General features: G+C 65.4%; 12 protein-coding genes and 1 pseudogene. 3 read left to right on the top strand and 10 right to left on the bottom strand.

Features of this window, described 5'->3' with window-relative positions:
* Both VFT73_RS05910 and VFT73_RS05905 read right to left on the bottom strand, forming a co-directional pair.
* Positions 1 to 1,640: serine/threonine-protein kinase (locus tag VFT73_RS05910; RefSeq protein WP_326409236.1), on the bottom strand; the 1,640-nt coding region annotated here is incomplete at its 3' end.
* Between the two features lie 12 nt (positions 1,641 to 1,652).
* Positions 1,653 to 2,240, bottom strand: a complete 588-nt coding sequence (locus tag VFT73_RS05905) for an ECF-type sigma factor (protein WP_326409235.1) — start codon at positions 2,238 to 2,240, stop codon at positions 1,653 to 1,655.
* Between the two features lie 131 nt (positions 2,241 to 2,371).
* On the opposite strand from VFT73_RS05905, the gene VFT73_RS05900 reads away from it, so the two are divergent.
* On the top strand, positions 2,372 to 3,061 hold the full coding sequence (locus tag VFT73_RS05900; RefSeq protein ID WP_326409234.1) for a PEPxxWA-CTERM sorting domain-containing protein: 690 nt from the start codon (positions 2,372 to 2,374) through the stop codon (positions 3,059 to 3,061).
* Here the strand turns inward: VFT73_RS05900 and VFT73_RS05895 are convergent.
* From VFT73_RS05895 to VFT73_RS05875, 5 genes are all read right to left on the bottom strand, one after another.
* Positions 3,058 to 3,822, bottom strand: a complete 765-nt coding sequence (locus VFT73_RS05895) for an isocitrate lyase/phosphoenolpyruvate mutase family protein (RefSeq protein WP_326409233.1) — start codon at positions 3,820 to 3,822, stop codon at positions 3,058 to 3,060. The genes VFT73_RS05900 and VFT73_RS05895 overlap by 4 nt on opposite strands.
* A 10-nt stretch (positions 3,823 to 3,832) precedes the next feature.
* Positions 3,833 to 4,657, bottom strand: coding sequence for a hypothetical protein (locus VFT73_RS05890; RefSeq protein WP_326409232.1), 825 nt, complete (start codon positions 4,655 to 4,657; stop codon positions 3,833 to 3,835).
* Positions 4,657 to 5,457 (bottom strand): LytTR family DNA-binding domain-containing protein, encoded by an 801-nt coding sequence (locus VFT73_RS05885; protein WP_326409231.1) that lies wholly within the window; start codon positions 5,455 to 5,457, stop codon positions 4,657 to 4,659. The genes VFT73_RS05890 and VFT73_RS05885 overlap by 1 nt, the downstream gene beginning before the upstream one ends.
* Positions 5,454 to 6,548, bottom strand: coding sequence for a sensor histidine kinase (locus VFT73_RS05880; protein ID WP_326409230.1), 1,095 nt, complete (start codon positions 6,546 to 6,548; stop codon positions 5,454 to 5,456). Before VFT73_RS05880 ends, VFT73_RS05885 begins: the two co-directional genes overlap by 4 nt.
* Positions 6,549 to 6,683: 135 nt before the next feature.
* Complete coding sequence (locus VFT73_RS05875; RefSeq protein ID WP_326409229.1) at positions 6,684 to 10,112, bottom strand: TonB-dependent receptor; 3,429 nt, start codon at positions 10,110 to 10,112, stop codon at positions 6,684 to 6,686.
* Between the two features lie 195 nt (positions 10,113 to 10,307).
* On the opposite strand from VFT73_RS05875, the gene queG reads away from it, so the two are divergent.
* A complete protein-coding gene (queG, locus tag VFT73_RS05870) occupies positions 10,308 to 11,417 on the top strand; it encodes a tRNA epoxyqueuosine(34) reductase QueG (protein WP_326409237.1) in 1,110 nt (369 codons plus the stop codon).
* Between the two features lies 1 nt (position 11,418).
* Here queG and VFT73_RS05865 read toward each other — a convergent pair whose 3' ends face one another.
* Positions 11,419 to 11,895, bottom strand: a complete 477-nt coding sequence (locus VFT73_RS05865) for a helix-turn-helix domain-containing protein (RefSeq protein WP_326409228.1) — start codon at positions 11,893 to 11,895, stop codon at positions 11,419 to 11,421.
* Between the two features lie 144 nt (positions 11,896 to 12,039).
* Between VFT73_RS05865 and VFT73_RS05860 the strand changes: the two genes are divergently transcribed.
* Complete coding sequence (locus VFT73_RS05860) at positions 12,040 to 12,372, top strand: CC_3452 family protein (RefSeq protein WP_326409227.1); 333 nt, start codon at positions 12,040 to 12,042, stop codon at positions 12,370 to 12,372.
* A gap of 100 nt (positions 12,373 to 12,472) precedes the next feature.
* Here the strand turns inward: VFT73_RS05860 and VFT73_RS05855 are convergent, their stop codons facing one another.
* Positions 12,473 to 12,916 carry a DUF6891 domain-containing protein gene (locus VFT73_RS05855; protein WP_326409226.1) on the bottom strand — a complete coding sequence of 148 codons (444 nt, stop codon included), beginning with the start codon at positions 12,914 to 12,916 and terminating at the stop codon, positions 12,473 to 12,475.
* Between the two features lie 11 nt (positions 12,917 to 12,927).
* Positions 12,928 to 13,068, bottom strand: a pseudogene (locus VFT73_RS05850) (IS5/IS1182 family transposase); the annotation flags it as partial.

The raw sequence follows: 13,068 nt of genomic DNA, 5'->3' as shown, positions 1-13,068 counted from the left end.
ATATTGGCGATCCGCCCTCGCGCATATTCGTTGGCCCAGCCAAAGGCGTCCCCTTCCGCGCTGAGCGCCGCCGCGTAAAGACGCGCACTCTCGGCATCCGAGAGCCGCCGGGCAAAGAGGAGCTGCCGGGCTTCGCGCGCCTGGCGAAGCGCCTGCCCCGGATCGTTGTTGCCGGCCAGATTGACGGCCGCCTGCTCCAGCCGCAGTTCGGCAAGGGCGCGTCGGGCCGCGGGATCGTCCGGCCGTTCTTGCCGTGCCCGAGACAGGATCGCGTCCGCCCGCGCCAGCAGCTTGTTGCCGTCGGCCAGCTTGCCGAGCTGCGCCCCGTCGCCGCCCCCGATCACCTGTGCCAGCCGCACATAGCCCCGGCCGGCCTCCAGCCGCACGTCGAATGGCGCCGTTTCCGCTGCCGAAAGGGCGTCGAGATAGGCGAGGCCGGTGCGCGCCAGCAGCACCTGCGCCGGGGTACCTCCGCGCGCCTTGCGGACTTCGTCGAAGACATCGAACAACATCGTCTTGGCGATGGCGCGCGTCTGCTGGAAACGCTGTTCCGCCTCGGCGCGGGCAAGCTCGGCCCGGCGGTTCGCGATCAGCGTCAGCACCAGCGTTCCGATCAGCGCCGCCAGCACGATGCCGGCCGCCGCGACCGGGAGCCGGTACCGCGCGACGATCCTGCCCGTGCGATACAGCGTGCCGCCGCCTCGCGCCTGTACCGTGCGACCGTCGCGATAGCGCTGCAGATCGTCGATTAACGCATCGACTGTCGGATAGCGGCAGGCCGGATCGGCCGCCGAAGCCCGTGCCGTAATCGCGCGCAGATCGGCATTCGCGTCCTCGCCCAGCAACAGATCGAGAAGCACGCCGAGCGCATATATATCGGCCAGCGTCGTCGCCGGTGTTCCGGCCAGCCGCTCGGGCGCGGCAAAACCGGGCGTCGCTGTGTGGAGAGGTGCGTCCGTCTCGCCCGCATCGATCGGGCGTGCTATGCCGAAATCGATCAGCTTGGGCTCGCCCGCCTGGTCGACCAAGATATTGGCCGGCGTCAGATCGCGGTGGATGATCAGGTTCTGGTGCGCGCAGGCGACCGCCGCGCAAACCTTCAGGAACAGAGCGAATTTGTCCTGGCGCGATGGCGCCTCGTCGGCCAACCAGGCAGACAGCGGCCGACCCTCGACGCATTCCATGACCAGATAGGGCTGACCCTGATCGGTCTCTCCGCCGTCGAGCAACCGCGCGATGTTGGGATGGGAGAGCCGCGCGAGCGTCTGGCGTTCGCGGCGGAACCGCTCCGCCAGCTGCTCGGAAAGCGCGCCGGGCCGGATCAGCTTGATCGCCGCGACATGGTCGAAATCACCCGAAGCACGTTCGCCACGATAGACGGCGCCCATGCCGCCCTGACCGATCAGGCCGGTGATGCGATACGCGCCGATCCGCGCCGGCAGCGGTTCGTCCGCCGCAAGCGCCGGCGCAGTGCCTGTGCGCAATGCGTGGCCCGCGCCCGCGCGGAGCAGCCTGGAGACCCGTGCGCGCAGCGCTGCGTCGTCCGTGCACGCCTCGAGCCACTGATCGCGCTCGTCCGGAGCCACATCGAGCGCTTCGTCCAGCAATGCGAACGCACGCGCTTCCGTTTCTGCGTCCATGCCCTTCCCCCCTCAGGCGTCCGGCGTCAGCGCCTCCAGCAGCCACAGCCGCGCCGCCGCCCAGCGGCGCTTGACCGTCGATTCCGACGTCCCCAGCACTTGCGCGATGTCGGCGATCTCCATGCCGCCGAAATAGCGCATCTCGACGATATCGGCGCGCTGCCGGTCGATCGACGCCAGCCTGTCGAGCGCCTCGTTCAACTCCTCGATCTCGATGTCCGGTTCGCCCGCGATGCGCGTGGTCAGCTCGACCTTTTGGTGCTCGCGCTTCAGCCGCTTGCGGCTTCGCACATGATCGAGCAGCGCGCGGCGCATCATGCGCGCGGCCAGCGCCATGAAATGGGCCCGGTCCTGCCAGGCGATCCGGTTCAGCGCCATCAGGCGTGCAACCGCCTCGTGGATCAGGTCTCCGGTCGACATCGACAAGCCCGGCTCGCGGCGGACCATCGCCGCTGCCGCGCGTTTCAGCTCGGGATAGAAAAGGGCGAACAGACGGTTGCGGGCGGAAAGGTCCCCCGCGCGCCAGGACGCCAGCAACAGGCCCGCGTCCTCAGTTGGTTCGGCGGCCAGCACGGCCACCTTGTGCTTGACCCAACTCAATGAGGCAACCGCATAACTGTCTTGTTCCGAAACAGGCACGAAAACCGACCGGTCGCCTGACCCGCAGCGACCGCGAACGGCGCCTTTACCTGCAGCGGCCGGAAAAAGGCCGCGCAACGAAGGGGTAAATCATGCGAACACTTGCTTGGGGGATGGCCGCTCTGGTTGCGTGCGTGGCGCCGGCAGGGGCTGCCACGACCGTTTTGACGTTCGACGCCGGCACCATGGCGTGCACCGATACGGACGGCGGACCGGCCAATCAGATCTGCAGCACCGACGGCCAGCTGGTCGCCGGCAACTACGGCAGCTCCGCCGCGCTGGCGGTCAGCTATGACGCGAGCGAAAACACCGGATCGAGAACATCGCTGCAGTTCACGACCGACCATTTCTTCACCGGCGCCGACGGTCAGGCCACGTCTTTTCCGCCGGGACCCGCGAGCGAGCTGTCGCAGATCGCGTTCACGCCGGCGGCGGGTTTCGAGGTCTCGTTCCAGAGCTTTTCATGGGACAAGCTGACCGCGACTTCGAGCTCCGAGTTCATATTCCGCGTGATCGACCCGATGGGGAACGAGATTTTCTCCGCCGGCAATGCGGTGACCAGCTACACCGTCGATAGCGCCTATTTTGCCGGGCCCGTCACGTTCCTGTTCGGCAATGGCGGGCGCGGAGCGGTCGCGGTCGACGATATCGCTGTGGACGTTCGCGCTGCGGCGACGCCTCCGGGGGTGCCCGAGCCTATGACCTGGGCGATGCTGATCGCGGGCTTCGCCTTGACCGGCGCAGCGTCGCGGCGGCGCTCGCGCCGGGTGGCGATCGCCTAACCGAACGCGGACCGGGCCGCATCGGCGAGCGCCTGCATCGCCAGCCGGTACGGCCCGGGACCGTAGCTAATCCGTCCGACACCGATGTCGGCGAGCCGCCGCCTGTCGGGCATGCCGGGGAACATCATCGCGTTCACGGGGAGCGGCGAGTCTTTGCAGACACGCGCGAGCAGGCGTTCGTCGGCAAGGCCCGGCACGAAGAAGCCGCTCGCGCCGGCATCGGCATAGGCGCGCGCGCGTTCCAGCGCATGGTCTACCGCTGCATTGTCATGCGTATCGACCTTGGCCTTCAGGAAAATATCGGTGCGTGCATTGATGAAGGCGGGGACGCCGGCGCGTTCGGCTTCGCGCCGCAACGCCTCCACCCGCCGCGCCTGGTCGCGTACCGGATGCAGGCTTTCGCTGCTCATCACCTGGTCCTCGAAATTGCAGCCGATCACGCCCGTCGCGAGCACGCGGCCGAAATTGGCGGCCAGAGCGCCTGCATCGACCGCATAGCCGCCTTCGAAATCGAGCGTGACCGGCAAATCGACCGCGCCCGCGATTCGCGCCGCATTGGCGAGGGCGAGCTCGATCGGCAGGGCCTCGCGATCGCCGAAACCCTGCGCGGCCGCGACCGACCAGCTGCCGGTCGCGATCGCCTGTGCTCCCGCTTCGGCAATGGCTTTGGCCGAACCTGCATCCCAGGCATTGAACAGGATCAAAGGCTCGCCCGGCACATGCAGCGCGGCGAACGCGCGCGCCTTTTCCGACTGGTTCATGTCGCGTTCCTCATGATTGCGGGCACGGCTTCGGCCAGCCCTCGTCTTCGCCGGCGAGCAGCAATTCCCCCGACCGTCCGTCCTTTGTGTCCCGCGCGAACAGCCAGGACTTGCCACTGGGTGAGAACGCCGCGCCAATTTCGCTGCCATTGGCGTTGATCTCGGGGCCGAGGCGGACGCGCGGGCTCCAGCCCTGCGCAGTGCGGTCGCTGCGGTAATAGGCGTCGACGCCGCTCAATAGCATCCATGCGCCGTCCGGAGAGGGCAGGGGCTCATATTCATCGGCGGCCGTGTTGAGCGCCGGCCCGGCGTTCTCGACTGTCCATTGACCCGGCCGATCCTCGCGCGCGCGCCAAATGTCGGTCTTGCCGAAGCCGCCGGGGCGATCCGATCCGAAATAGAGCCAGCCGTCCGGCGCGGGGCGGGGAAACCATTCCTGGCCGGCCGAATTGACCGGCTCCGGCAGGCGCTCGGGCGTGCCCCAGCGGCCGTCTTTCCCACGCGAAACGCTCCAGATGTCGAGGTCTTTGCGGCTGATTCCGTCCGTCGTGCGGGTAGAGATGAACCATAATGTCCGCCCGTCCGGGCTGAACCACGGGTCCGCCTCGACGCCGTCGCCGGCGATCGGCGCGTCGACCGGCTCGCTCCAGCCCGTCTTGCCGCAACGGCTGACCTTCAGCCGCCAGCCGCGGAATTCCGGCGTCGAACGCACGAACCACAGGTCTCTGGTCAGGGGATCGAACGCCGGATGCGACTCGAACTGGTCCGAGGAAATCGGCGGCCTGGACCAGATCCTCGGCGCGCTCGCCGCAAGCAGCAGCGCGCCGAGGATCATCAGTGGACGAAGCGCGCGACCACGTCGCGATAGCTGCGGCTGACCTTCACCTGCGCGCCCGAATCGAGCACCAAGAAGCATTCGCCGTTGGTGTGCGGCTTCACCTGCTTGACGAGGTCCAGGTTGACGATCGTGGAGCGATGAACGCGCTGGAAGCGGCGCGGATCGAGCCGCTTTTCCAGATCCTTCATCGTCTCCCTGAGGATCAGCGTGTTGTCGGCAGTGTAGATGCACATGTAATCGCCGGCCGCGTCGATCCGCTCGATATTGTCGACGTCGACGCGGAAGATCTGCCCGCGATCCTTGATGTTGATCATCTTCTCGAAGCGGCTGGCGGATGGCGCTTCCGTGCCCTCGCTGATCTCCGCGGCGGCCTCCGGCGCGACCTCGGCGAGAGCTTCGCGCAGTCGATCGATCTCTTCGACGCCGCGCTTCTCCGCCAGCCGCTGGCGGACCCGGTCGAGCGTGGCGGCGAGCCGATCTTCCTCGACCGGCTTCATCAGGTAATCGACCGCCTGCGCCTCGAACGCGCGGATCGCGTGATCGGAATAGGCGGTCACGAACACGAACAGCGGCGGCTCGACCTCCATCAGCCCCTGGACGACCGAAAAGCCGTCGAAACCGGGCATCTGGATGTCGAGGAAAACGAGATCGGGCTTGTTGGTCTTGATCGACCGGATCGCCTCCCGCCCGTTCGAGCAGGTATCGACGATCTCCACATCCTCATGCGGCTCGAGCCTCAGCTGCAGGCCCTGGATGGCCAGCGGCTCGTCATCGACGAGGATCGTTCTGATGGTCATGCGGCTTCCCTTGGTTGTTCCTCGGTTTGGTACGGAATTTCGATACGAACCTCGAATCCGCCCCCCGCACGCGCTTTCGCGTCGAACTCATGATCCTGGCCATAGGCCTGCGCCAGCCTGTCGCGAATGTTCGCCAGACCGACTCCTGTCGATTGAATGGGCCCGGAACGCTTCTCGTTCAAGTCCGGGCCGGTATCGGCGACCGTGATGCGGACGCGATCGACGACCAGCCGGGCACTGACGATGATGTCGGCGCCTTCCTCCAGCGGCGTGACCGCATATTTGATCGCATTCTCGACCAAAGGCTGCAGCAGCAGCGACGGCATCCGCGCCTTAAGCACGATCGGATCGATCTCGAAGATCGGGCGCAGCCGGTCCTCGAAGCGCATCTTCTCGATCTCGAGATACAGCTTCAGCGTCTCGATTTCCTGCTCGAGCGTGACCTGGCCGAGCGGCTCGTTGACCAAAGTATAGCGCAGGAACGAAGACAGGCGCGACAGCATCGCGTTCGCGCGCTCGGTCTGCTTCAGCAGCACCAGCGTCGAGATCGAATTGAGGGTGTTGAACAGGAAATGCGGGTTCAGCTGATAGCGCAGCATCGCCAGCTGCGCCGATGATGCCTGACTTTCGAGGACGCGGAGCTGGTCGGCCTGATCTTCGACCACCAGGAAGAAGTTGATCGCATAATAGAGCGCGGACCAGGCGCCGATCACGACGAAATCGAGGAAGATGGTGCCCAGGAACAGGCTGATCTGAAAGCCTTCGCCCGGCCGCTGGATCGTGTTGAAGATCCACGCATCGATCATCGAATAGATGCCGGCCGCGATCAGCATGCCGCCGATCGAGCCCAGCCAGGTCGTGACCGGCTTTCTGCGGATCAGCTCGCGATAAAGCGCGCCCAGCACCAGCGTCAGCGAATAGCCGGTGGCCGTCGAGACCGCGACGGGCACCAGAAAGGCAAGTGTCAGCCCGTTGGCGAAGCCGGACAGCGTGCGCAGCAGGAAATAGCCGGCCCAGCCCGCCGTCTGCAGGTTCCAGAACGCGCGGTTCTTGTCGTCGAAGAACGGCTTCGCAGCAAACCCAAGGGCCATCGCGCGGGGTCTAGCCAAGTTCTGCGAAAAGGAGAACCGTCAACCTTGTCGCTCTGACCGGAGTTGCGGGCCACGCGCAAAGAAAAAGCCACCGCCGGGTTTCCCGGGCGGTGGCTTTTGTGTCCCGGCTTCAGATCAGAAATCGTAGCTGATGCCGACCTTGATCCGCCAGACCGACGAGCTGAAGTTGATCTGGTTGTCGTCGGCGATCGCCTGAGCGCCGTTGAAGCCGGTAATGATGTACCGGCCCTGCGCATCGACGCCGCTGGTCGAGGCCACATCCTGAAGTCCCGAAAAATCGCGGCGGCGCTGCACGTTCCAGTCGCTGTCGAGGAAGTTCAGGACATTGTCCATGGTCGCGTAGAGCTTCAGCTTGTCGCGGAACCCGAACAGGCGGCCGGGTCCCGGCAATTCTTGCGAGATCGACAGGTCCATATCGAAGTACCAGTCGCCCGAGCAGGTGTTGCGCGGGATCGACCGGCCGAGGAAACCCTTCGCGCAGCCGTAACCCGAGGCCCAGTCGACCAGGCCCTGCACCGCGGTCATGTCCGACGAGGGCGAGATATTCGGATCGTTCGTGCCGGTCGGCAGATAGACGAGTGCATTGTCGCTGCCCGAAGCGGAATCGTTGAACACGCCGCTGCCGCGGAAGGTCAGGCTGTAGGGACGGCCCGACCGCGCGATGAAAGTGATGCCCATGCGCGTGCTCAGGTCTTCGAAGAACTCCTCGCGGAAGACCGTGTTGACGGTGATGTTGTGCTTGCTGCTGTAGAAGCCGCGCGATTCCGCCGGGTTCTGCCGGTCGAACGCCGCGGTCCGGTCGTAGTTCGAGCCAGCGGTGGAATTGTACATGTTCCGCCGGTCATGCGCGTCGGTGTAGGCATAGCCGACACTGAAGTCGACCGAGCCGCCGTCGGTGAACACGCCGGTCGGGAACTGCTTGGACAGAATGAACGACGCCACATGGCTGTCGAACCCGCCGGAGTTGGTGAGCATCAGCTCGTCGTCGCGGCCGATACGATTGAAGCAGGCTGCGGTGACGTTGGTCCACTGCACCGGGAAGGTGCTGACCAGCTGCGCACTGCAGCCCGCAGCGTCCGGATCGGTCGGATCGATCGCTGCATAGATCGGGCGGCCATCGACCGTGAAGCCGTTCAGGCCTTTGCGGATGTCCGGCGTCTGCGAAAGATCGACGATCGTCAGCGGATCGCGATAGTGGCTGTAGATATAGTCGAGATTGACGTGCCAACCGCTGAGGAGGCCGCTCGATGCGAAGTCGACGTCGGTCGCGAAGCCGAGATTGGCCCGCACCACCGACGGCTGCTTGATGTTCGGGTCGATCGACTGGGTATCGCCGGTGCCGGCCGCCGCCTTGGCCGAGCCGGCCGCCTGGAAGCAGGTCGGCACGCCGGTGAACTTGCCGCCCGTCACCACGTCGATCTGGCCTGCCGGGCAAGGCGCGTCCTGCGTCGATCCTTCGGCGAAACCGCGGCCGTCATTCTGGAACGCGTTGGCAAACCAGACGACCGGATCGCCGCCGGAGAAGATGCCGACGCCGCCGCGCAGCTTGGCGCGCGAGAACACCGCGAAATCGCCGACGTCGTAGGTGAAGGCCGCGCGCGGCATCACGATCGGATCGAGCGTGCTGAAGCCCGCTATGTTGGGGATGCCGTAGCGATCGACGAAGTTCTGGTTGAGCACAGGGTGACCACCGTCATACCAGTCGATGCGCACACCAGCGGTCAGGTTCAGGCGGTCGGTCGCCTGCCATTCGTCCTGAGCGAAGGCCGAATAGATGGTCCGCGTGAATTTGGCCGCCGCATCGTTGATATCGCCGGTCGCCGAGAAATTGCCGAACGCGCCCTCGACGCTGCCTGACACCACGCCGGCGGGGGTGTTGAAGGTGTCGCTACTGCCCGTGCCCGGTGAGAGCAGGCCTTCACGAAGGTCGTCGATGTTGCGGAAGACCAAAGTACCCGTGGCATTCTGCACGAACAGATTGAACAGGCTCGCGTGATTGATCTCAGTGCCGATCTTGATGCGGTGATCGCCCGCCTCGAACGTGCCGGCAAGACGCAGCTGGTCGATATCGGTCCGCAGGTCATTAGCCGATCGCGAAAAGCCCGGACCGGCCTCGACCGCGCCGGGTGCGCCCGTGCCGTTGTCGACGCCGACCACAATGCGCGGGATCGGGTTAGCCGATTGGGCTTCCCCGCCGCCGATCGGGTCCTGCACATCGCGGACTTCCGAGCGCGAATAGCGCACTTCGGTCGAGAAACTGTCATTCCACTGCGAATAGAGGCGGCCGGAATAATAATTCGAGCGCGTGCCGCTGAGGAAGAAGGTATTCCGTCCCACGACGGTCCCATTGAACGAGCCGCTGGACGCCTGATCGTCGAGCTTGGTGCTCGCTTCCTCGAGTCGCTGGTACGTCACCTCCAGACGATGCTGGTCGGTGATCTGAAGGTCGCCGCGGACGAAATAGCGGTCATTCTTGAACGGGCGGCTGAAGACCAGCGGCCCCGTCTCGATGCCGTAGACGCTGCTGAGCACGTCCGAAATCTGGTTGAACTGGTCGACGGTGACCTGCTCGATCTCAATCGGAAAGCCGGCTCCTGCGGGGCCGTCGTCCTGCGAGAAAGCGGCTTCCTGATGTTCGTAGGCGCCGAACAGGAACAGGCGATCCTTGATGACCGGGCCGCCGAAATAAGCGCCCCAACGCTTCTCCGGCTCGACCGGCGCGACGGGCGTTCCCGCGACCGAATTGCCGCGCAAGCCGTCGTCCGAATATTCGAAGAACCCGCCGAAATGGTAGTCGTTGGTGCCGGACTTGGTCACGACGTTGATCGCGCAGCCGGTGAAGTTGCCGTAGTCGACGTCGAATGGCGCGAACGCGACCTGAGTTTCGCGCACCGCGTCGTACGGAACGGGCGTCGAGCTGCGCGAGGAGAAGCCGGTGTCGTTCAGGCCATAAACGTCACCCTGGCTGATGCCGTCGACGGTGAAGGCGTTGCCGCGGTCGTTGCCGCCAAGGCAGGAGATGCGGTCCTGGCCGGAGCCGGTGTCGTCGCGGTCGAGGCTGACGCGCGGATCGATGCGAATGATGTCGCGGACGTCGCGGTTGAACGACGGCGCGTTCTCCAGCACCTCGACGCTGAAGGACTGGCCCGGTCCGACCGCAAGCTGAGTCACGTTCGCGCGCGACGCGGTGACAACGATGTCGCCCGCGCCGCTCGACAGCTGGAAGCTGAGGCTGGTGTTGCCCTGCAGCGTCGTGTTGATGTTCTCGACCGTCTGGCCTTCATAGCCGTCCGCCGACGCCGAAACCCTGTAGGGACCGCCGGTGACGAGGCCCGTGGCCGCGAACGTGCCGCTGCCGTTGGTGGTCAGCGTGCGAGTCGCGCCCGTGCGCGTGTCGGTGATGGTGACCGCGGCACCGGCGAGCGGCGTCCCCGACTCGCTGGTGACGGTGCCCTCGATTCCGGTTGTGATCTGCTGCGCCTGCACGGCAGCCGGAGCGACAAGTGCGGCGATGGCCGCACCTATAAAGAGATGATTTCGCATTGCTTTCCCCATTATCGGGCCCATGGCCCGCCCGCGACTCTAGACCAGTCGGTGCTGGCTCTGTTGCGGGCGATATGTTGCGGATCGAAGACTCGCAACGGACTCGCGGGGCCGTGATTTAACAATCTGTTGTGCGTTGCAAAAAAGACACGCTGGGCGGGCGAGCGAACGCCTATATGGCGGGCTGACGTGGATATGGATGTCTTTTCCGAAGCGTTGAAAATGGAGGCGAAGCGGATCGGCTTTGCCGCCTGCGGAATCGCGCGCGCCGATGCGGCGCCGCTGTCGGGAGAACGGCTGCGCGCATGGCTTGCCGATGGCGCGCATGGCGACATGATCTGGATGGAAAGCCGCGCCGACCAGCGCGCCGCGCCCGCCGGGCTGTGGCCGGAGGTGCGGTCGGTGATCGCGCTGGGGATGAGCTATGCGCCCGCGACCGATCCGCTGCGGCTCGCGTCGGAGCCGGAGGCGGGGCGCATCTCGGTCTATGCCCAGGGCGCCGACTATCACGACTTGGTCAAGCGCAAGCTGAAGGAACTGGCGCGCTGGCTGGTGGCGCAGGCGGGCGGCGACCTGAAGGTCTTCGTCGACACCGCGCCGGTGATGGAAAAGCCGCTGGCCGAAGCCGCCGGGCTCGGCTGGCAAGGCAAGCACACCAACCTGGTCAGCCGCGATCACGGCAGCTGGCTGTTCCTGGGCGCGATCTTCACGACCCTGGAACTGGAGCCGGATGCGGCCGGAAGCCAGCGCTGCGGCAGCTGCGACGCCTGCCAGCGCGCCTGCCCGACCGACGCGTTCCCGGCCCCGTTCCGGCTCGATGCGCGGCGCTGCATTTCCTACCTGACGATCGAGCACAAAGGCCCGATCCCGCGCCACCTTCGCCCCGGCATCGGCAACCGCATCTATGGCTGCGACGATTGCCTGGCGGTCTGCCCCTGGAACAAATTCGCCGATGCGGCGGCGGCGAACCTCGCCTTCGCCCCGCGCGCGGAGCTCGGCGCGCCGATGCTCGCCGACCTGCTCGCGCTCGACGATACCGGTTTCCGCCAGCTGTTCGCCGGCTCGCCGATCAAGCGTGTCGGCCGCGACCGGATGATGCGAAATTGCCTGATCGCTGCCGGCAACAGCGGCGCGCCCGCACTGACGGAAGCCGTTCGCGCTCATCTCGACGATCCGAACCCGGTTGTCCGTGGTGCGGCGGTCTGGGCGCTGGGGCGGCTGGACCGGGTTGCGCTTGAAGCCGAACGCACGCGTGCCGCCGCGGATGAAGACGAAAATGTCAGGAGAGAATGGGCGCTCGCCTGAGCTATTCGGCCGCGCGCGCTTCCTCCAGCTCCTCGCGCCAGCGGAAGGACAGGTCTTCCCATTCCAGCGGCCGGCCGTCCTGCGACAGCACGCGGACGTCGGCGACAGGAGCAAGGTCGCGCTTGTCGACCAGCACCGGGTTCGACGGGCAGCCGGTCTCCCATTTCTCGCCCCATTGGCGGAGCGCGATCATCGTCGGCAGCAGGTCGAGACCCTTTTCGGTCAGCCGGTATTCGATCTTGCGCCGGTCTTCGGGGCAGGGCTCGCGGTTGAGAATCCCGACATCGACCAGCCGGCCGAGGCGGTTGGCGAGAATGTTGCGGGCGATGCCGAGGTTCGACTGGATTTCCTCGAAATGCTTCAGGCCGTTGAACGCGGCGCGCAGGATCAGGAAGGACCAGCGCTCGCCCATCGCCTCCAGCGCCTTGGGCAGGCTGCATTCCGCGGCGATCTGCGCAAGCGGTTCTCTCAGGCCCATCCGATCCTCTTCCCCGTTGTTCAAAAACCTAGCCGAAGCCGACCCGTTCATAAAGCGGCAAAAATAATTTTCAGTTTCCAGTTGCAACTAAAAACCTAATCGAGTAGGTAGTGATTCGCAACTGAAATCGAAAAGGGACGGAACATGGTACGGATTGCAGCTTTCACCGCGGCGCTCGTCGGCTCGCTGACGCTGCTCGGCTCGGCCGCGGTCGCACAGCCGAACGGCAATTACTACAGCATCACGCTGGCGCAGCCCGCCGCCGCGAAGACGGTGGTGCGCGACATTCTCGTCAACTGCGACGGCGATGTCTGCGCGGCCGCGCAGGGCACCAGCCGGCCGGCGATCGTCTGCGCCAGCGTCGCGCGCGAGCTTGGCCCGGTTACGGCCTTCCGCGCCGGTGACCAGACGCTCGACGGCGAAGCGCTCGCCAAGTGCAACGCCAAGGCGGACACGACCAAGATCGCCCACCGCTAAGCGCTCCACGAACGCAAGCGGACACTCCCTCTCCGTCCGCTCACCTCCGCCGGGGCCGAAAGGCTCCGGCGGTTGTTTTTTGTCAGGCGAGCACGCCGGCCTATCGCCTTCGCTTCCAGTCGAGGGCGACTGCTATTCGCTTGCCCCACTCGCCATTCCAGTGGCAGTCCAGCCCGTGGTCCTCCAGGTGGGCCACAATGTCTCTGGCTATCGCGAGCGCTGCGTGCTCGCCTTCTTCGCAGGCGCCATAGTTAAGATATAGCCCGTGCCCCTCGGCAGCGCTTTCCGTGTCCTGCATGTGGTAGAAGGCATAGCCGCGAACTGCTCCACCGGCTTCCTCGATCGCCTTCATTTCATCCCATATCTCAGCCGATCCACAGGTGCCGCAACAAGTGAAGTTCTGGCGCGATATGATGCCATCTGCCTCCAGTGCCGCGAATGCATCGTCCAGCCGGTCGCAATCTGTTCGGTCGGGCCAGTTCCGCTGTGCCATGGAATGTTCGGCAAGCGCATCTCGGAGTAGCCGCTGCGCCTCTTTGCGCAATATCGTGGCGTTTAGGCCGTAGACTCATAAACGCGAAGCCATAGCCGCATAGATGCGAGTTGGACCATGGCGAAGAAGTTGGCGGCGAGTTTATCGTAGCGGGTGGCCACACGGCGGAAGTGCTTCAGCTTTGAGAAGAAGCGCTCGATCAG

Origin of the sequence: Sphingomonas sp. (assembly GCF_035758555.1) — a bacterium.
Lineage (GTDB): Bacteria > Pseudomonadota > Alphaproteobacteria > Sphingomonadales > Sphingomonadaceae > Sphingomonas_B.
This window is presented reverse-complemented; position numbering and strand designations above follow the sequence as displayed.

Bases quoted from the DNA above. Each gene is read 5' to 3' on its own strand.
- VFT73_RS05895 (WP_326409233.1), bottom strand. From the start codon at position 3,822: ATGAACCAGTCGGAAAAGGCGCGCGCGTTCGCCGCGCTGCATGTGCCG.
- VFT73_RS05890 (WP_326409232.1), bottom strand. From the start codon at position 4,657: ATGATCCTCGGCGCGCTGCTGCTTGCGGCGAGCGCGCCGAGGATCTGG.
- VFT73_RS05860 (WP_326409227.1), top strand. From the start codon at position 12,040: ATGGTACGGATTGCAGCTTTCACCGCGGCGCTCGTCGGCTCGCTGACG.
- VFT73_RS05885 (WP_326409231.1), bottom strand. From the start codon at position 5,457: ATGACCATCAGAACGATCCTCGTCGATGACGAGCCGCTGGCCATCCAG.
- queG (WP_326409237.1), top strand. From the start codon at position 10,308: ATGGATGTCTTTTCCGAAGCGTTGAAAATGGAGGCGAAGCGGATCGGC.
- VFT73_RS05880 (WP_326409230.1), bottom strand. From the start codon at position 6,548: ATGGCCCTTGGGTTTGCTGCGAAGCCGTTCTTCGACGACAAGAACCGC.
- VFT73_RS05900 (WP_326409234.1), top strand. From the start codon at position 2,372: ATGCGAACACTTGCTTGGGGGATGGCCGCTCTGGTTGCGTGCGTGGCG.
- VFT73_RS05865 (WP_326409228.1), bottom strand. From the start codon at position 11,895: ATGGGCCTGAGAGAACCGCTTGCGCAGATCGCCGCGGAATGCAGCCTG.
- VFT73_RS05875 (WP_326409229.1), bottom strand. From the start codon at position 10,112: ATGCGAAATCATCTCTTTATAGGTGCGGCCATCGCCGCACTTGTCGCT.